The following is a 17,881-nucleotide window of genomic DNA, read 5'->3' as shown; positions in this document are numbered from 1 at the left end:
CCCACGATGAGCCGCCTCGAGCATTCCATCGCCGCCCCGGTCGTTCACCGGGAGCACTATCGCGACGCCGACGACGATCGTCCGCGTCTGGAATGCGGCGTGTGCGGCGTCTGGGGCGCCGAGAAGGACGCCGCCTCTTCCGTCGTCGCCCTGGGCCTGCACGCCCTGCAGCATCGCGGTCAGGAAGCCTGCGGCATGGCCAGCATCCATGAGACCCGCTTCCACACCGAACGCCACATGGGACTGGTGGGCGAGGCCTTCGGCGGCGCGGACCTATCCACCCGCCTGCCCGGTTCGGCCGCCGTGGGCCACACGCGCTATTCCACCGCCGGCGGGTCCTTCCTGCGCAACATCCAGCCGATGTTCGCCGATCTGGATCAGGGCGGCATCGCCATCGCCCACAATGGCAACCTGACCAACTTTCTCTACCTGCGAAACCAGCTGGTCGGCGAAGGCGCCATCTTCCAGTCGACCTCGGACTCGGAGGTCATCCTCCACCTGATCGCGCGCAGCCGTAAGGCCAAGATCGTCGACCGCTTCATCGACGCCATCGGCCGGATCGAGGGCGGCTACGCCCTGGTCTGCCAGACGCGCTCCAAGATGATCGGCGCCCGCGATCCGCTGGGCATCCGCCCGCTGGTGCTGGGCCGTCTGGGCGAGGCCTGGGTGCTGGCGTCCGAGACCTGCGCGCTGGACACCATCGGCGCGACTTTCGAACGCGACGTGGAGCATGGCGAGGTGGTCGTGATCGACCACGAGGGCCTGAAGTCGCTGAAGCCCTTCCCGACCCGCGGGGCCCGGCCCTGCCTGTTCGAGTACGTCTATTTCTCGCGTCCCGACAGCGTCGTGAACGGCCGCTCGGTCTATGGCGTGCGCAAGCGGATGGGCATGCGTCTGGCTCGCGAACACGCGGTCGAGGCGGATGTCGTAGTGCCGGTGCCGGACTCCGGCGTCCCGGCGGCGCTGGGCTATGCGCAGGAAAGCGGCATTCCCTACGAGATGGGGATCATCCGCAGCCACTATCTGGGCCGCACCTTCATCCAGCCCAGCCAGGGCGCCCGCCAGAAGGGCGTGCGCATGAAGCACAGCCCCAATGGTTCGGTGCTGAAGGGCAAGCGGGTCGTGCTGATCGACGATTCCATCGTGCGCGGCACGACTTCGGTGAAACTGGTCCGCGCCGTACGCGCGGCGGGCGCGACCGAGGTGCACCTGCGCTCGGCCTCGCCGCCGATCCTGTGGCCGGACTTCTACGGCATCGACATGCCCGAGCGGGACCAGCTGATCGCCGCCAACAAGACGCTCGAAGAGATGCGCGCCCATCTGGAGGTCGACTCGCTTGGCTTCCTGTCGGTCGACGGCCTGTACGACGCCATGGAGGCGGGCCCGCGCGATCCGCGCAATCCGCAGTTCACCGACCACTATTTCACCGGCGAATACCCGACCCGCCTGCTGGATCGCGAGATCGAGGAAGGCGGACGCGAGGTGGCGGCGCGGCAACTTTCCCTGCTGGTCAGCGCTTAAGGCTCATACGATCCCCTTCAGAGGCGGCGGATGATCCAGCTCGGCTATTTCACCATCGACACCCAGGACGTCGACAAGGCCAAGGCCTTCTACTCGGCCCTGTTCGGCTGGACGTTCGACGAGGACGCCTCAAAGCCGACCTACGCCCATGTTTCGGGCAGCGATCCGGCTTTCGGCTTCACCAAGGTCGAGCGGGCCGGTCAGTTTCCGCATCTGTATTTCCGCGTCGATGACGTGGACGCCGTCTGCAGGCGGGTGACCGAGCTGGGCGGCAAGGCGGCCGCGCCGGCCGACAGCGCCAGCGGGCGCTCGGCCGTGGTCAGCGACGATCAGGGCGTCAGTTTCAGCGTGTGGCAACCCGCCCCCGGCTTCTGACTTTCGCCGGGCCGGCGGTCGGGCTATCAGCCCCGCATGACCGACCTTCCCCTCAAAGACCGCATCGCCCTCGTCGTGGGGGCCTCGCGCGGCATCGGCTATGAGACCGCGCTGGCGCTGGCCAAGGCGGGCGCGCACGTCATCGCCACGGCGCGGACCCAGGGCGGCCTGGAGGAGCTGGATGACGCCATCTATGCGGCGACGGGCAAGCACGCGACCCTGATCCCGTTCGATCTGGTCGACGGCGGGGCCATCGACCGGCTGGGCGGGGCGATCTTTGAGCGGTTCGGGCGGCTGGATATCTGGGTGCAGGCGGCGGCGACCATGGGCGCCTCGGGTCTGACGCCGGTCAGCCACGCCGATCCGCGCGTCTGGGCCAAGGTCGAGAAGACCAATTTCACCGCCGTCTACCGTCTGATCCGCTCGCTGGAGCCGCTGCTGAAGGCGTCGGACGCCGGACGCGCCGTCTATCTGACCACCAGCGTCGCCGCCGCGCCCAGGGCCTTCTGGGGCGCCTACGCTGCGTCCAAGGCCGGCGCCGAGGCGCTGGTCAAATGCTGGGCCGACGAGATCGAGTCGACGCCCGTGCGCGTCTCCATCGTCGATCCGGGCCGGATGCGCACGGCGATGCGGGCGCAGGCCTATCCGGGCGAGGATCCGCAGGACGTCGTCCATCCCTCGGTCATCGGCCCGCTAATGGTCGAACTGGCGCGCGGCGATCTGGAGCCGGCGCTGGAGGTGAAGTTCAAGGACTGGAGCGGCGGTCCGAACGTGGCGGCGCTGATCTAGGAAACGCGCAGAAAGCCTGTCGATCCAGCTTTTGCGCCGAACCATCCGGCGGCGACAACCAGCAAGACACCTGCGACCGCCATCCATGTCGGATGAGGGATCATGATCAGGTTGGCGGCGGTGGCGCACAGGAACAGGCCTGCCGCGACCCAACCCGGCCACGACCCGCGGCGGCCGAAACGCGCCGCAAAGGCGGCGGCGGCGAAGGCCGCGACCGTCCACGTCGCCAGCATGGTGACGAAGACCGTCACCGGCAGACCGGCCACATAGGCCTGCATCGCGGCGCGGTCGCTCATGTCGGCCGGCGCCGGGCCGGCGGCTGCGGCCAGCGATTGGGACAGCATGTCGCCGGCCATGACGATGGCGAAGGCGATGACAACGCCAACGATGATGGAAAGTATGAGTCTGAGCATCTGGAACCCTCCCGAGGTTCCGTCAGCCTAGGCCCGCGGTCATCGTGGCGTCAAAGACGCGCGTCCTACTTCTTCGGCAGGTGCTTCTGACCCGTCCGCACCCGGCCCGAGCGCGACACCTGACGGGCCCCGCCGCGGGCGCCCTTCTGGACCGCCACCGATGAGCCGGCCTTCTTGTTGGCGCTGGCCTTCAACCCCGCCAGCGGCTTCAGCTTGGTCTTGCCGGCCTTCTTCTGCTCCAGCGCCTTGCCGGGCAGGTTGGACAGCATTTCCTCGCGTTCGGCCTTCTTGATCACCCGGCGCGGCGCGGTCTTGGCGTCGCCCTTGTAGCGTTCGGGGCCCGACTTGGAGCCGCCCGGCGCATAGGGGTTCTCGCTGCCCGACTTGACGATCAGGCGGATCGGCGTGCCCGGCAGGTCGAAGGATTCGCGCAGGTTATTGACCAGATAGCGTTTGTACTGCTCGGGCATGGCCTCGGCGCGACTGGCCATCAGCACGAAGGTCGGCGGACGGGCCTTGGTCTGGGCCATGTATTTGGGCTTGATCCGCTTGCCGTCGACGGCGGGGGGCGGATGCCTCTGGGTGGCCATGGACAGCCAGGTGTTCAGGTCCTTGGTCTTGACCTTGACCGACCAGGTCGCGTGGGCCTGAAGCACGGCGGGCATCAGGCGCTCGACACCTCGGCCGCTGTGCGACGACAGGGCCACGAACGGCGAGCCCTTCAGCTGGGGCAGCTTGTCCTCGGCCATCTGGGTCAGCTTGGCCAGTTTCGACTGGGGCTCGGTCTCGAGGTCCCATTTGGCGGCGACATAGACCAGCGCCCGGCCCTCGCGCTCGACCAGATCGGCCAGCTGCAGGTCCTGGGTGTCGAAGGCGTCGTCCTTGTCCATCACAGGAACAGGGCCAGGGCGGCGACATCCGACGGCTCGATCCGGCCCTTCAGGCACTGGGCGTCGACGATCTCGGCCTCCCCCTCTTGAACACGTTGATGGCGNTAAGGAACCTGTAGAAGGCTGTCGTTTCCAGGACCGAATACTCGGCCATCTGGGTCAGCTTGGCCAGTTTCGACTGGGGCTCGGTCTCGAGGTCCCATTTGGCGGCGACATAGACCAGCGCCCGGCCCTCGCGCTCGACCAGATCGGCCAGCTGCAGGTCCTGGGTGTCGAAGGCGTCGTCCTTGTCCATCACCAGCACAACCACCTCGGCGAAGGTGATGGCGCGGATGGTGTCGGCGACCGACAGCTTCTCCAGCTTCTCCTGCACCCGGGCCTTGCGGCGCATGCCGGCGGTGTCGACCAAGCGGATGTTCTGGCCTTCGTATTCCCAGTCGACCGAGATGGAGTCGCGGGTGATGCCGGCCTCGGGGCCGGTCAGCATGCGGTCCTCGCCGATCAGGCGNCGGATGTTCTGGCCTTCGTATTCCCAGTCGACCGAGATGGAGTCGCGGGTGATGCCGGCCTCGGGGCCGGTCAGCATGCGGTCCTCGCCGATCAGGCGATTGATCAGGGTCGACTTGCCGGCGTTGGGACGGCCGATGATGGCGATGCGGATTGGCTTGTCGGGCTCGTCGACCTCTTCGATGAAGATGTCGGCGCTGGCGGCGACCACGGCGGCGTACAGATCCGCCATACCCTCGCCGTGCTCGGCCGAGATGGCGACCGGCTCGCCGAAGCCGAGCGCATAGGCCTCGCCGATGCCGCCGCCGCTCTCGCGGCTCTCGGACTTGTTGGCCAGCAGGATGACGGGCTTGTGCTGTTTGCGCAGGCGGTCGGCGAAGATGCGGTCCAGCGAGGTCACGCCTTCGCGGGCGTCCATCATGAACAGGATCAGGTCGCCGTCTTCCAGCGCCGCCTCGGTCTGCTCGCGCATCCGCGATTCGAGGCTGCCGTCGGTGACGTCCTCATAGCCGGCGGTGTCGATCAGCGTCAGATCCATGTCGCCGATGTTGCCGTCCGCATAGCGGCGGTCGCGGGTCACGCCGGGGCGGTCATCGACCAGCGCGAGGCGCTTGCCGACGAGACGGTTGAATAGTGTCGACTTGCCCACGTTGGGGCGGCCGACGATGGCGACTTTGAGAGCCATGTCGGCCTTCTAACGCAGTTTGTGGTCCGGCGTCAGCGAATGCTGACGAGGTCGCCATTGTCGGTGAGGACGTACAGCGCGCCGTTGTAGGCCGCCGGCGCCAGATAGACGGCGCCGCCGCCCAGTTTGAGCGAGGCCGTCTGGGCCCCGGTCTTAGGATCGAAGGCGACCAGTTCGCCGTCCGAATTGGTCAGGACCAGTCGGTTGGAGGCCAGCAGCGGGCCCGACCATTCCGGCCGCACCGTGCGGTCCCAGAAGCCGAAATAGCCGCCTTCCTGACGCACGCGGCCCTCGTTGAGGTCGCGGCTCCAGTAGATCTGGCCGCTGTCGCGGTTGATCACGGTCAGTTCGCCGTCCTTGGACACGACATAGATGACGTCGCCGACCGGCAGGGGCGCATTGACGCCCGCGATCGGCAGCGGCGCCCATTTGGGCTGGCCGGAGCGGATGTCCATGGCCGACAGCACGCCCGAGTGGCTGACGGCGTAGACCATGCCGCGGCTGACAACGGGACGGCCGGCGATGTCGCGGATTTCCGACAGGGCGCTGGTGCGGCTGGTGCGCGACAGGACCTGCTGCCAGACGGACTGGCCCGTCTGGGCGCGCAGGGCCACGACCTCGCCCGACGAGAAGGGCGCGATCACGGTGTCGCCGACGACGGCCGGGCTGGAGGCGCGCATGATGCGGGCCGGTTCAGGGATGCCGCGATACGACCAGACCTGGGCGCCGCTGTTGACGTCGAACGCCTGGATCTGGTTCTCGACATCGACGACGAAGACGCGGCCGCCCGAAACGGTCGGAGCGCCGTGGATCGGCACATCGACGGGGGTCGTCCACAGGACCGCGCCCGTGGCCTGATCGAGGGCCGTGATGACGCGATAGCCGGAGGAGACGAACACCTTGCCGCCGCCGACGGCGACTCCGCCACCGAAACCGCCGCCGGTCGTCCCGCCGCCGCCGATGCCGAGGAACCCGCGGCTGCCGCCCTCGCGCTCGGTCGGCTTGATGTCGACCTTCCAGGCCGGGGCGCCCGTCCCTGCGTCGAGCGCAGACACGGTCGACTCGCCGTCCAGAACGAAGATGCGGCCGTTGTCAGCCACGACCGGGGCCATGACCTGACGCGTACGCGACGAGCCGGCGCCGACGCCGCGGCGCCAGGCGACCTTGAACTCGGGCGCCGCGATCACGTGTTCGATCGAATTTTCGGCGTTGCCGCCCGGCTGGGTCCAGGCCGTGGCGGCCTGCGGACCCGGTATGAAGAAGTCGCGCCCGGACAGGGCGGCCGACGGGGCCAGCTGCTGTTCGAACTCCAGGACGGAGATCCGCTGACCCTCGGTGGCCGTGGCCTGCGGCTTCGTATCGCCGCCGAGGCCGAACGGGAGGGCGTCCCGCACGGTGCTGCACGAGGCGACGGAGACGGCCAGACCACCCAGCAGGGCGACTTTAAGCACGCGATTCATGGCGGACGTCCTGGAAGCGGGGATCACGGGCGGGCCGACGCAGCGGCGGGGGCGGCGGCGGGCGCTGCAGCAGCCGGTGCGCCCGGCTGGGCTGCGGCGGCGGGCTGGGCCGGAGCGGCGACGGGAAGAGCGGCCTGAGCGCGAACGATGGCGGTCAGGTTGGCCGCCGCGCCGGAGTCGATGGCGGCGATCGCCAGGTCGGCGCGCTGGCTGACGATTTCGGGCGTGTCCAGGCCGTTCTTGAGCAGGACGAACGCCTCGCGCGCCGGCGCGGTCTGGCCGTGCTGGAGCCGGGCCATGGCGAGCGCCTCGAGCGCGAACGGGCTGAACGGGCGGCCGTCCTTGGCGATCGGGTCAAGCCGGGCCTCGATCTGCGGCAGGGTTTCACTGTCCATGGCCAGCCACGCGCCCTTGAGAACGGCGGCGTCGCGCAGCAGCGGATCGCCCGAAGCCTTGGCGGCTTCGTCGAAACGGGCGATGGCGTCCGGAATGCGGTTGGCTTCCAGCGCGATATTGCCGCGCTGCATCAGGGCCAGCGCCTTGTAGGCGCTGTTGCCTTCCTTGGCCGCCTCGATGAAGGCGGCGTCGGCGCCGACGGGGTTGTTGGCCTGCATCGACTGCATGCCGCGATCGTAGGCGATGGAGGCCTTGTCGGCCTTCGACGTCTGCATGCTGTCCCAGCCCCAGAAGGCCAGGGCGGCGATCAGCGCGACCAGAAGCACGCCGCCCACGACGGGCAGCCAGGTGCGGGCCAGCCGCTTGTAGCGGTCGGAGCGAAGCTCCTCCTCGACCTGCTCGAAAACATCAACCACGGATACGTCGCCCCCGGAAAACGGCGCTCAAGGCCGTGAATTTCAATCCGGCCGGACCCTAGAGGGTCAGCCTGCCCGCCGCAACGCAGCCCTTAGGGCGTAACGGGCTTTTTCGAGAAGTAGGTCTCGACTTCGGCAGGAAAACGGCGGGCTTTCACGTCAGCGGCGTAGGCGGCGACCGCCTTGCCGATCTCGCCGCGCATGTCGGCGTAGCGGCGCACGAATTTCGGCGTCCAGTCGAACAGGCCCAGCATGTCGGGCGTCACCAGAATCTGGCCGTCGCAGGCGGACGAGGCGCCGATGCCGATGGTCGGCTTGTCGACGGCGGCGGTGATGTCGCGCGGGCCTCGGCTTCCGACATGACCCGAAGACGTTCCTCGTCGGTCCGGCCCTTGGCCTTGAAGGCCCCGTCCGTCAGTACGGCCTGGGGCCGCAGGCCGACGTGCCCCATGACCGGGATGCCGCGCTGGACCAGATAGGCGATGGTTTCCGCAACCGTCGGGCCGCTTTCCAGCTTCACGCCCTGGGCGCCGGTTTCCTTCATCACGCGGGCGCAGTTTTCGTAGGCCAGCTCCTTGCCGCCCTCGTAGCTGCCGAAGGGCATGTCGATGACGACCATGGCCTTCTTCGAGCCGCGCATGACGGCCTGGCCGTGGAGAATCATCATCTCCAGCGTGACGCCGACCGTATTGGGCATGCCGTGCACCACCATGCCGACGCTGTCGCCGACCAGCAGAAGGTCGCAGTGGTCGTCCAGCAGGGCGGCGGTCGGGGCGTCGTAGGCCGTCAGGCAGACGATGGGCTCGCCGCCCTTGCGGTTGCGGATGTCGGGCGCGGCGAGGCGGCGGACGGTTTCCTGCTTCTGGCTGGACATGGCGGTCCTCCTGTTCGGGGACCTAGATAGCGATGAGGCCTGCCCCCGTCATCCCTGCGGACGACGGGGACCGGTTCACATCTCCTGTGACAGCTTCATCACCCCGGCCGCGGCCAGGGCGATCAGGGCGCCGGCGGCGATCCAGAACAGCTGCATTCCGCCCATGGACCCCAGCTCCAGACTGCCGAGACCGAGCTGGTCCAGGCCGCCCTGCACCGTGTTCTGGACACTGAGCGAGGTGGAGCGAATACCCTGACCGAGGGCGTCGCCCGCCACGACGCCGTCGCCGGAGCCGAGGCCGAGATTCGCATTCATGGCTTCACGCACCGCCACGCCGCCGCCGATGACCCCGGCGAGGCCAAGGGCGAAGACCCGCACGCGGGAGCCCTTCTGCAGCCGCTGCTCGACCCGGGCGGTGAACAGGGCCGTATCTGCCATCTGGGGAGCGCGCGCGAACAGGCGCTCGATTTGGGGATCGAACTCGTCAGCCGACATGCTGCGTTCCTCCCAGGGGCTGCGCGGATTGCGGTTGTAGCCGCGCGCGGAGTTTATCCAGACCACGTTTGACATGAGACTTCACCGTGCCGAGTGGCAAATTCAGGGCGGCGGCGATTTCGGGATGCGCCATGCCGGCCCCGTGACAAAGGGAGACACACAGTCGTTCGGGCTCGCTGAGGGTCTTGAGCGCTTCATCGAGGTCCATCAGGCCCGCCTGATCGGCAGCGGGCGCGACATCTTCCTGTTCACTTTCAGCGATGTAGCGGGCTTCTTTTGCAACGCGCTTGATGTAGAGGCGCGCCGCGATCCGCTTGACCCAGGCGGCGAAGGTGCCCTCGCCGCGGAACTCCGCGCACCGCTCGAACGCCTGGATGAAGGCGTCCTGTGCGATGTCGTCGGCGAGGGAGGCCTGCGCCCCCATCCGCCGCAGCAGGCCCCGCACCGCCGAACCGTGGCGGCGCACCAGCTCGCCGAACTCCCGCCGCCCGCCCGCCGCCGCAAGGGCGGCGAGCTCGACGTCGTGTCGGTCGATCAGAGGTTGGGTCATCATCAGTCCCCCTGTCCGATCGGGCTCAGTCCTTGTTCTTGTTGAAGAAGCTCAGGACCAGATAGGCCAGGCCGATGGTGGCCGGGATGGCTGCGATGCCCAGCAGGCCGTCGCCGACGTTGCCGTGCCAGTCGTCGCCGCCCTGCCAGCCCATGTTGTTGATCATGCTGAAGGCGGCGATGCCGATGCCGACGGCCAGCCAGATGATACCGCGGCGGATGTCGCGGGTCCGCGAGGGCAGGTTCTTGTTCACATCCTTGGTCATGGCCTCGATCATCTCGGGCGGCAGCTCTTGCCCCTTGTCGATGGCGCGGCGGACGGTCTCCTGCATTTCGCGGCGTTCGCGGAATTTCAGGTAGGTCGGGCCGAATGCGATGGCTGTGATGGTGCCGAAGACCGACAAGACGGCAACCAGGCCGATGAACTCTTCCATGCGGGTATCCCCTCTATTCAGACCGGAGCCTGATGCTTCGGCCTTCTGACGACAAGAGGCTGTGAAGAGGCTCCATGGATGCGGACGGCGAGGTGAAACTTTCGTAAGGCGGAGAAAGCCAACCGACCGGAGCCTCTCCTGATGATCGACCGCCGCAGCCTTCTGGCCGGACTGGCCGCTGCACCGTTGACCGCCTGCGCGACCGGAACGGGCTTCGTGACCGGGGTCGAAGGGCCGTCGCTGACGCTGGTCACCTTCAACATCTGGCACAATCAGGGCGACTGGGCCGCGCGCCTGCCACTGCTGATCGCCGCCATCCGGGCCGATAACCCTGACGTCATCGCCCTGCAGGAGGTGCTGGAGGACGCCGCCGTCGGCCTGCCCAATCAGGCGCGGACGATCGCCGATGCGCTGGGCGGCTATGAGATGCATTTCGTGTCGACAGACGCCGAGGGCGCGCCCCGCCGCTACGGCAATGCGATCCTCAGCCGCCTGCCCGTGCTGGCCCACGACTGGAAGAAGCTGGAGCCGCTGGACGACTACCGCACCGCCATCCGGGCGCGGGTGGACGTCGGCGGGCGTGCGGTCGATATCGTCAACACGCATCTGGCCTGGCAGGCCGACGCCCAGGCCGTGCGGGCGCGCCAGATCGCCGACCTGATGGCCTGGCTGCCCAGGGACGGGACGCCGCTGATCGCCATGGGCGACTTCAATGCCGTGCAGGAGGATACCGGGCTGGCGGTGCTGACGGGAGAGCGGTTCTTCAGCGCTCTGCCCCCCGGCTCGGCGCCCACGACGCTGAACCCGGCGAAGAACCACCCGCCCCGCGTCATTGACCACATCTTCGCCGAGACGGCCCGGTTCGCGCCCGTGCGCGGGGCGGTGATCGGGTCAGCGCCGTCCGGCGGGGAATATCCGTCCGATCATTTCGGCGTGGCGGCGACCGTCAGGCTGCGCTGAACCGGCGGGACAGCCACAGTGCGGCGCCGGCGCTGACCGCCGCGCCCGCCAGCATGCCGGCGGCCGGGATCAGGGCCGCGATGTCCTCGCCCAGCGGACCGACCACCGGGATCAGGGCCCACAGGATGGCGACCCCGGCGACGCCCCACGGGACCAGAGCCGCGACCGTCATCCACGCGCGGCGCAGGGCGATCCGCTCCGCCAACTGCGCCTGGAAGGCGTAGTCCCGCGCCGGCGGCGCTTCCGCGGCGAACAGGGCCTCGAGTTTCTGTTCAGGCGTCATCGGACCCTCCGAGCGCTTTCAGCAACCGCGCCCGTCCGCGGGCAACATGCGACTTCACTGTGCCAAGCGGCAAGCCCAGGGCGACCGACGCCTCCGTGTTCGACCAGCCGTCGGCCAGACACAGGGCGACACAGGCGCGGACGTCCGGCGGCAGTTCCGCCATGGCCGCAACCATGGACAGCCGGTCCTCGTGCGAGACGCCCGCAGGCGGGTCGGCTGTCTCCAGCCAGATGTTGTCCCGCGCCGCGCCGCGCCGCGAACTGCGGATCCGGTCCTTCGCCTTGCGCCAGGCGATGCCGCACAGCCATGGGCGAATGCCCGCCGGATCCTTGAGCGACCGCAGCGATCGCCAGGCGGCGAGGAAGGCGTCCTGCGCCACATCGTCCGCCTCGGCCCAGCCCCCGCCCAGCGCGCGGCGCAGAAACCCCCGCACCGCCGCCTGATGCCGCTCGACCAGCCGCGAGAAGGCCGCGTCCGAACCGGCGGTCGCCCGGCGCACCAGTTCGGCGTCTGTCAGAAGTCCGTCCATGCCCCCGGCCCCGGCCCGGCATCACTCGCCCCGCCGGCGCCCCATCAGGGCCGAGACGAGGCTGGCGAGGCACAGGGCGCCCAGAACGAAGGCCACGATCAGGAAGGCCTCTCCCGCACCGTAGATGTCGGCGTAGCTGGCGTAGGCGAAGCCGACCCCCATGACCCCGAACAGGACCACCGAGAACCAGTTGCCGTCATTCATCCGGCTGCCGCCGCCCCGGCGCGAATGCCAGGAGTCGTCATCGGCGTCGATCGGACGCTCCAGCACCTTCAACAGCGCCTCGGGCGGCTCCTGCCCCTTGGCGGCGTACGTCTTGATCAGGTCCAGCGTGTCCTTTTGCCGACGGTAGTTCAGGAAGCTGTTGAAGCCGCCGAACACGAACCAGGCCAGCGGGAACAGCAGCCACCAGTAAGAACGGAACAGGTCTTCCATGATCTTTACCCCTCATGCGCCGGACGCCTTGCCCGCGCTTTCATAGGGTAGTCGCCGCCGACCGCGCCAGCGGATGCGGTGGTCCGGAATTTTTTTGGAACCGCCCGGATGCGCAACCCATCTTGCGGCCTCGCGTTCGCTGGCGGACACTCAGTCCGAACCGGAGCGACACCCCATGGTCCAGATCACCTATCGTATCGTCGAGCACGACGGCGGCTGGGCCTATCAGTCGGGCGGCACCTATTCCGAGACCTATCCCACGCATGACGCGGCGCGGGCCGCCGCCGTCGCCGTGGCGCGCGAGCAGAAGGTGCCGGACGAGGATACGCTGATCGAATACGCCGACTCCTCCGGCCGCTGGGTCACCGAGCGCGCCGACGGCCACGATCGGCCCGAGGTCGACGTCGAGGGCTGACAGCAACCGCTTGTGATCGGCCGAGGCTAGGCGCGGCGGCGCCCGGCCGTTAGGTCTGCGCGTCCAGTCCGTGGAACCGGTTACACATGCGTCACGCCCCCTTCACCGTCCCGACCCGCCGCATGCTTCTGGCCGGAGGCGCGATGGCGGCCGGGATGGTGATGGCTCCCCGGATCGCTTCCGCGCGAGCGGCGGCGGACCTCGACCGGGTCAACGCTCTGATCGCCCGGATGACGATCGAGGAGAAGGCCGGCCAGCTGAACCTGCTGAACGATCCCTTCCGCTGGCGGCCCGAGGGCGTGAACCCCGGCGACTTCAACCCCGATCAGGCGAGCGTCGCCGCGGACATCCGCGCCGGCCGGATCGGCGCCCTGTTCAACGGCGTAGGCGCCGCGACCACCCGCATGGTGCAGGACATGGCGGTCCGCGACAGCCGGCTGGGTATTCCGCTGCTGTTCGCCGCCGACATCGTCCACGGCCTGCGCACCACCTTCCCCGTTCCTCTGGGGGAGACCGCCAGCTGGGATACCGATCTGGCCATGCGCACGGCGCGCGCCGCCGCCGTCGAGGGCGGCGCCGCGGGCGTGCACCAGACCTATGCGCCCATGGTCGACGTCGGCCGCGATCAGCGCTGGGGCCGGGTGGTCGAGGGCGCGGGCGAGGACGTGCTGCTGAACAATCTGTTCGCCGCGGCGCGGACGCGGGGCTTCCAGGGCGACGATCTGAAGGCCTGGTCGTCGCTGCTGGCCTGTCCCAAGCATTTCGCCGCCTATGGGGCGGCCGAGGCAGGGCTGGACTACAACTCCACGGACATGAGCGAGCTGGAACTGCGCTCGGTCTATCTGCCGCCGTTCAAGGCCGCCTTCGACGCGGGCGCCCTGTCGACGATGAGCGCCTTCAACGACCTGAACGGCGTGCCCGCCAGCGGCAACAAATGGCTGCTGACGGACATCTTGCGCGGCGAATGGGGTTTCTCCGGCTTCGTGGTGTCCGACTATACCTCCGAGCAGGAACTGATCGCCCACGGCTATGCCTCTGACGGACGCGACGCGGCGCGGCTGGCCCTGATGGCCGGCGTCGACATGTCGATGAAGAGCGGCCTGTACCTCAAACACATCCCGGAACTGGTCCAGCCGGGCGACGTGCCGCTGGCGCGCGTCGACGAGGCGGTGCGGCGGGTGCTGATGACCAAGGCGGCGCTGGGCCTGTTCGACAACCCCTACCGCGGCTCGGACGTGCGCACCGAACGCCGGGTCCACGGCAGCCGCGAGCATCTGGCGCTGGCGCGCGAGGCGGGCCGCAAGTCGATCGTGATGTTGAAGAACGAGGGCGGCCTGCTGCCCCTGCCGAAGACCGGCAAGAGCTATGCCCTGATCGGGCCGTTCGGTGCGGATACGACCGACATCTTCGGACCATGGTCGATCTTCAAGGATCCGAAGCTGGCGGTGTCGCTGGAACAGGGCCTGCGCGCGGCGCTGGGCGATGGCTCAAGCCTGACGGTGGTCAAGGGGTCGGATGTCGAGGCGCCGATCGCGGGTGGTATCGACGCCGCTGTGGCGGCGGCATCGCAGGCCGATGTCGTGCTGCTGGCCGTCGGGGAGTCCGGCGAAATGTCCGCCGAGTCCAAGTCCCGCGTCGACATCGGCATTCCGGAACCCCAGCTGGCGCTGGCGCAGGCCGTGGCCGCGACGGGCAAGCCTGTCGTCGTCCTGCTGCGCAACGGGCGCGGCATGGAGCTGGCCGGCGCGGTGAAGGACGCCCCCGCCATTCTGGTCACATGGTTCCTGGGCTCGGAAACGGGCCATGCGGTCGCGGACATCATCTTCGGCGATCATGCGCCGACCGGACGGCTGCCCGTCAGCTTCCCCCACCGGTCGGGCCAGTCTCCCTTCTACTATGCGCACAAGACCACCGGGCGACCGTCGCAGCCGACCGACACCGAATTCACATCCAAATTCCGCGAGGCGCCTCACCTCGCCCTCTATCCTTTCGGGCACGGCCTGACCTACGGCGCAGTCAGCTGGTCGCCGGTCCGCCTGTCGACCCCGACCATGGCCTGGAACGGCGCGATCGAGGCCAGCGTGACCCTGACCAACTCCGGCTCGCGGGCGGTGTCAGAAGTCTTGCAGCTATACATTCGCGACAGAACGGCCTCGATCACCCAGCCGGTCCGTCTGCTGAAGGGCTTCCGGCGTGTGACCGTGCCCGCGGGCGGTTCGCTGGAGGTGACCCTGCCGCTGACATTCGCCGAGCTGAGCTTCCTCGGCCCCGACCTGAGCCCCACAACCGAGCCGGGCCTGTTCGATGTCTGGCTGAGCGCCGACGCCCAGAGCGGCGAGCCGGCGACCTTCGCCCTGACCCGCTAGATCACGGTTTCGGCGTAGCGGTCGGGCTTGAAGCCTACGAGCGTGCGCCCGCCGAGATCCAGCACCGGGCGTTTGATCATCGACGGCTGGGCCAGCATCAGGTCCACGGCCTTGGCCGCGGTCAGATCCGCCTTGTCGGCTTCCGGCAGCGCCTTGAAGGTCGTGCCCGCACGGTTCAGCACCGTCTCCCAGCCATGCTCGGCCACCCAGCCCTCGACGCGGGCGCGGTCGATGCCGGCCTTCTTGTAGTCATGGAAGTCGTGCGCCACGCCGTGGTCGGTCAGCCAGACGCGGGCCTTCTTGACGGTGTCGCAGTTGGGGATGCCATACAGGGTCGGGGTCATGGCGGCCTGTGTGCCGACGAGGCGCCCGCACCGCAAGTCGCCTGATTTGCATTTAACCTGTAAGTTTAATATAAGGCCGCGATCAGCAAAGGAGACGCCTCATGACCGCCCTCCCGCCACGCCAGAAGGTCATTCCCACCCTGTGGTTCGACAAGAACCAGGCCGAGGAAGCCGCCCGCTTCTATGTGTCCCTGCTTCCGGATTCGCGCATCGACACCATTGTCCATTCGCCGGGCGACTATCCGGATGGTCACGCCGGCGACGTGCTGGTGGTCGAGTTCACCCTCGCCGGCAGCCGCTACACGGCGCTGAACGGCGGCCCGATGTTCAAATTCAACGAGGCCGTCTCGCTACAGATCGACTGCGAGGACCAGACCGAGGTCGACCGTCTCACCGAGGCCCTGTCCGCCGTCCCCGACGCCGAGCAATGCGGCTGGGTGAAGGATCGCTGGGGCCTGTCCTGGCAGATCGTGCCCTACGCCCTGCCCCGTCTGCTGGCCGACCCGGACCCGGCGGTTCGCAAGCGGGTGTTCGACGCCATGATGCAGATGAAGCGGTTGAACGTCGCCGAGCTGGAGCGGGCGGCCAAAGGCTGAGCGCGAGGCGGGAACCGGAGGGCCTTCAGCAGCGCTTCCGGTTCCCGTTCATCCGACGCCGGCCCGCCCATGGTACCCGATCCCGAACCTCGCGACTTCTGCAAGCCCGCCATCCTGCTGGCGGGACCCGTCGATTTCGACATGTACGCCGCCTTCCGCGAACAGCTGGACAAGGCCCCGGCCGAAGGCCTGATCGTGGTCGAACTGAGCACCGTGGGCGGCGATCCCGAGGTCGCGCGGATGATGGGCGAGGACGTGCGGTTCCGCAGCGAATTCGAGCCCGAGCGGCGCTTCGTCTTTCTGGGCAAGGCCGCGGTCTATTCGGCCGGCGCAACCTTCATGAGCTTCTTCGCGCGGGACAACCGCTATCTGAGCCGCGGCGCGCGGCTGATGATCCATGAGCGGAAGATGTCCGAAAAACTCAGGATCGAAGGGCCGCTGACCAACTGCGTCGCCCTGCTGAAGGCCAAGCTGCACGAGGTCGAGCAATCGATCCTGATCCAGAACGAAGGCTTTGAATGCCTCGTCCGGGATTCGAACGTCACCCTCGAAGACGTCCTCAAACGCGCGCCTGAGAACTGGTACATCGAGGCCGAAGAGGCCGTGGAACTGGGTCTGGTGCGCGCGGTGATCTGACTCAGTCCGCGTCGGCCTGCACCGCCCCGGCGGCGACGGGATCCGGCGTTCCCGACAGCGCCCGGTCCAGCGCCTCGCGGTCCAGCCCCTTCTCCCATTTCGCCACGACGATGGTCGCCACGGCGTTGCCGATGAAGTTGGTCAGGGCCCGGCACTCGCTCATGAACCGGTCGACGCCGAGGATCAGGGCCATGCCCGCCACCGGCACCGACGGCACCACCGCCAGCGTCGCCGCCAGTGTGATGAAGCCTGCCCCCGTGACGCCCGCCGCCCCCTTGGAGCTCAGCATGGCCACGGCCAGCAGCAGCACCTGATCGCCCAGCGAAAGGTCGACGCCGCAGGCCTGGGCGATGAACAGGGCCGCCAGCGTCATATAGATGTTGGTGCCGTCCAGATTGAACGAATAGCCGGTCGGCACGACCAGCCCGACCACCGACTTGTCGCAACCGGCGCGGCCCATCTTCTCGATCAGGCTGGGCAGGGCCGCCTCGGACGACGAGGTGCCGAGCACCAGCAGCAGCTCTTCCTTCAGATACCGGATCAGTTTGAAGATCGAGAAGCCGTTGAACCGCGCCACCGCGCCCAGCACCACGACCACGAAGAGGGCGGAGGTCAGGTAGAAGGTCCCGACCAGCGCCGCCAGATTGATCACCGACTCAATGCCGTAGCGACCGATGGTGAAGGCGAAGGCGCCGAAGGCCCCGATCGGCGCCGCCTTCATCAGGATGGCGACCAGTTTGAAGAAGGCCTCGGACACGCTTTCCAGCACGGTCATGACCGGCTGGGCGCGGTCGCCGATGACGGCCAGCGAAATGCCGAACAGGATGGCGAAGAACAGCACCTGCAGGATCTCGCCGCCGGCGAAGGCGCCGACCACGGTCTCGGGGATGATGTTCATCAGGAAGCCGACGATGGTCGTGTCGTGCGCCTTGTCCGCATACTGGGCGACGGCGGCCGGATCGAGCGTGGCGGGGTCCACATTCATGCCCGCGCCGGGCCGCACGACGTTGGCGACGATCAGGCCGACGATCAGGGCCAGGGTGGAGAAGGTCAGGAAGTAGGCGAAGGCCTTGCCGACCACCTTGCCCAGCTTGCCGAGGTCGCGCAGGTGGGCGATGCCGGTGGCCACGGTCAGGAAGATCACCGGCGCGATGATCATCTTCACCAGCCGGATGAAGGCGTCGCCGAGCGGCTTCAGGCTCTCCCCGAACGCCGGCCAGAAATGCCCGATCAGGGCGCCGAGGCCGATGGCGACGAGGACCTGGAAATACAGATGGGTCCAGATCGGCGCCTTCTTCGGCGGCGCGACGGGCGCGGCTTCGACGGCGACGCCGGGGGCGACCTTCACAGGCCGCGGCGCGGGCTTGCGCGGGGTGTCGGATGTCGTCGGCTTGCGGGCCATGCCGTCTTCTCCTGACCGCACGACAGCGCGATTCCCCGACAGACTACGGAGTCATGGCGTCCATTCCCACAGGCTGAATTCTCTTCCGCGACCCGATACAAGGATCGGGCA

General features: G+C 68.3%; 20 protein-coding genes and 4 pseudogenes. 8 read left to right on the top strand and 16 right to left on the bottom strand.

From position 1 onward, the window contains the following. The first annotated feature begins 6 nt into the window (after positions 1 to 6). Genes purF through ASD25_RS00880 form a run of 3 tightly spaced genes read left to right on the top strand, consistent with a single transcriptional unit; the run spans position 7 to position 2,685 of the window. The gene (gene purF, locus ASD25_RS00890) at positions 7 to 1,521 is read left to right on the top strand and encodes an amidophosphoribosyltransferase (RefSeq protein WP_056614099.1); all 1,515 of its coding nucleotides are present in this window, start codon (positions 7 to 9) and stop codon (positions 1,519 to 1,521) included. 30 nt (positions 1,522 to 1,551) lie between these two features. Further along, the gene (locus tag ASD25_RS00885; protein WP_056614097.1) at positions 1,552 to 1,896 is read left to right on the top strand and encodes a VOC family protein; all 345 of its coding nucleotides are present in this window, start codon (positions 1,552 to 1,554) and stop codon (positions 1,894 to 1,896) included. A 36-nt stretch (positions 1,897 to 1,932) separates the two neighbouring features. After that, positions 1,933 to 2,685: an SDR family NAD(P)-dependent oxidoreductase gene (locus tag ASD25_RS00880; RefSeq protein ID WP_056614094.1), complete on the top strand. Its 753-nt coding sequence runs from the start codon at positions 1,933 to 1,935 to the stop codon at positions 2,683 to 2,685. Here ASD25_RS00880 and ASD25_RS00875 read toward each other — a convergent pair. The 11 genes and pseudogenes from ASD25_RS00875 to ASD25_RS00835 all read right to left on the bottom strand — a co-directional run bounded on the left by ASD25_RS00875 (position 2,682) and on the right by ASD25_RS00835 (position 9,804). Continuing rightward, positions 2,682 to 3,098, bottom strand: a complete 417-nt coding sequence (locus ASD25_RS00875) for a hypothetical protein (RefSeq protein WP_056614092.1) — start codon at positions 3,096 to 3,098, stop codon at positions 2,682 to 2,684. The genes ASD25_RS00880 and ASD25_RS00875 overlap by 4 nt on opposite strands. 65 nt (positions 3,099 to 3,163) lie before the next feature. Further along, a pseudogene (locus tag ASD25_RS00870) lies at positions 3,164 to 3,844 on the bottom strand (ribosome biogenesis GTPase Der); the annotation flags it as partial. A 143-nt stretch (positions 3,845 to 3,987) separates the two neighbouring features. Continuing rightward, a pseudogene (locus tag ASD25_RS31150) lies at positions 3,988 to 4,092 on the bottom strand (hypothetical protein); the annotation flags it as partial. Between the two features lies 1 nt (position 4,093). Next, positions 4,094 to 4,496, bottom strand: a pseudogene (locus ASD25_RS31500) (GTPase); the annotation flags it as partial. Between the two features lies 1 nt (position 4,497). Next, a partial coding sequence (locus ASD25_RS00865; RefSeq protein ID WP_235562529.1) for a GTPase occupies positions 4,498 to 5,180 on the bottom strand: 683 nt, incomplete at its 3' end. 32 nt (positions 5,181 to 5,212) lie between these two features. Then, complete coding sequence (locus ASD25_RS00860; protein ID WP_056614089.1) at positions 5,213 to 6,640, bottom strand: PQQ-like beta-propeller repeat protein; 1,428 nt, start codon at positions 6,638 to 6,640, stop codon at positions 5,213 to 5,215. A gap of 23 nt (positions 6,641 to 6,663) precedes the next feature. Further along, on the bottom strand, positions 6,664 to 7,452 hold the full coding sequence (locus tag ASD25_RS00855) for a tetratricopeptide repeat protein (protein WP_056614087.1): 789 nt from the start codon (positions 7,450 to 7,452) through the stop codon (positions 6,664 to 6,666). Positions 7,453 to 7,544: 92 nt separating this feature from the next. Further along, positions 7,545 to 8,326 (bottom strand): annotated as a pseudogene (locus ASD25_RS00850) (3-methyl-2-oxobutanoate hydroxymethyltransferase). A gap of 75 nt (positions 8,327 to 8,401) precedes the next feature. After that, on the bottom strand, positions 8,402 to 8,821 hold the full coding sequence (locus ASD25_RS00845) for a hypothetical protein (RefSeq protein WP_056614085.1): 420 nt from the start codon (positions 8,819 to 8,821) through the stop codon (positions 8,402 to 8,404). Then, positions 8,811 to 9,371 (bottom strand): RNA polymerase sigma factor, encoded by a 561-nt coding sequence (locus ASD25_RS00840; RefSeq protein WP_056614807.1) that lies wholly within the window; start codon positions 9,369 to 9,371, stop codon positions 8,811 to 8,813. The genes ASD25_RS00845 and ASD25_RS00840 overlap by 11 nt, the downstream gene beginning before the upstream one ends. Before the next feature lie 25 nt (positions 9,372 to 9,396). Further along, entirely contained in the window at positions 9,397 to 9,804 is a 408-nt protein-coding gene (locus tag ASD25_RS00835) for a DUF6249 domain-containing protein (RefSeq protein ID WP_056614082.1), read from the bottom strand. Positions 9,805 to 9,945: 141 nt separating this feature from the next. On the opposite strand from ASD25_RS00835, the gene ASD25_RS00830 reads away from it, so the two are divergent. Further along, entirely contained in the window at positions 9,946 to 10,764 is an 819-nt protein-coding gene (locus tag ASD25_RS00830; protein WP_056614078.1) for an endonuclease/exonuclease/phosphatase family protein, read from the top strand. Here ASD25_RS00830 and ASD25_RS00825 read toward each other — a convergent pair. The 3 genes from ASD25_RS00825 to ASD25_RS00815 are packed head-to-tail and all read right to left on the bottom strand — an operon-like array spanning position 10,751 to position 12,011. Next, positions 10,751 to 11,047, bottom strand: a complete 297-nt coding sequence (locus tag ASD25_RS00825; protein WP_056614075.1) for a hypothetical protein — start codon at positions 11,045 to 11,047, stop codon at positions 10,751 to 10,753. The two genes, ASD25_RS00830 and ASD25_RS00825, sit on opposite strands and share 14 nt — an antisense overlap. Then, positions 11,037 to 11,576 (bottom strand): RNA polymerase sigma factor, encoded by a 540-nt coding sequence (locus ASD25_RS00820; protein WP_056614072.1) that lies wholly within the window; start codon positions 11,574 to 11,576, stop codon positions 11,037 to 11,039. The genes ASD25_RS00825 and ASD25_RS00820 overlap by 11 nt, the downstream gene beginning before the upstream one ends. 21 nt (positions 11,577 to 11,597) lie before the next feature. Beyond that, a complete protein-coding gene (locus ASD25_RS00815; RefSeq protein ID WP_056614070.1) occupies positions 11,598 to 12,011 on the bottom strand; it encodes a hypothetical protein in 414 nt (137 codons plus the stop codon). Between the two features lie 175 nt (positions 12,012 to 12,186). On the opposite strand from ASD25_RS00815, the gene ASD25_RS00810 reads away from it, so the two are divergent. Both ASD25_RS00810 and ASD25_RS00805 read left to right on the top strand, forming a co-directional pair. Next, on the top strand, positions 12,187 to 12,426 hold the full coding sequence (locus ASD25_RS00810) for a DUF2188 domain-containing protein (RefSeq protein WP_056614067.1): 240 nt from the start codon (positions 12,187 to 12,189) through the stop codon (positions 12,424 to 12,426). An 86-nt stretch (positions 12,427 to 12,512) separates the two neighbouring features. After that, positions 12,513 to 14,792, top strand: a complete 2,280-nt coding sequence (locus ASD25_RS00805) for a glycoside hydrolase family 3 N-terminal domain-containing protein (protein ID WP_200943491.1) — start codon at positions 12,513 to 12,515, stop codon at positions 14,790 to 14,792. On the opposite strand, the gene ASD25_RS00800 is transcribed toward ASD25_RS00805, so the two are convergent. Continuing rightward, positions 14,789 to 15,136, bottom strand: a complete 348-nt coding sequence (locus tag ASD25_RS00800) for an arsenate reductase (RefSeq protein ID WP_056614803.1) — start codon at positions 15,134 to 15,136, stop codon at positions 14,789 to 14,791. The two genes, ASD25_RS00805 and ASD25_RS00800, sit on opposite strands and share 4 nt — an antisense overlap. 101 nt (positions 15,137 to 15,237) lie before the next feature. Here ASD25_RS00800 and ASD25_RS00795 point away from each other — a divergent pair, with 101 nt between their 5' ends. Together ASD25_RS00795 and ASD25_RS00790 are read left to right on the top strand one after the other, a co-directional pair. After that, on the top strand, positions 15,238 to 15,732 hold the full coding sequence (locus ASD25_RS00795) for a VOC family protein (protein WP_056614064.1): 495 nt from the start codon (positions 15,238 to 15,240) through the stop codon (positions 15,730 to 15,732). Between the two features lie 69 nt (positions 15,733 to 15,801). Continuing rightward, positions 15,802 to 16,368 (top strand): ClpP family protease, encoded by a 567-nt coding sequence (locus tag ASD25_RS00790; protein ID WP_056614060.1) that lies wholly within the window; start codon positions 15,802 to 15,804, stop codon positions 16,366 to 16,368. A 1-nt stretch (position 16,369) separates the two neighbouring features. On the opposite strand, the gene ASD25_RS00785 is transcribed toward ASD25_RS00790, so the two are convergent. Next, positions 16,370 to 17,770, bottom strand: a complete 1,401-nt coding sequence (locus ASD25_RS00785; protein WP_082572105.1) for a dicarboxylate/amino acid:cation symporter — start codon at positions 17,768 to 17,770, stop codon at positions 16,370 to 16,372. Positions 17,771 to 17,881: the final 111 nt, after the last annotated feature.

It is taken from the genome of Brevundimonas sp. Root1423, from assembly GCF_001426805.1.
Note: the sequence above shows the minus strand (reverse complement) of the source record. Positions and strands in the feature narration are given on the sequence as shown.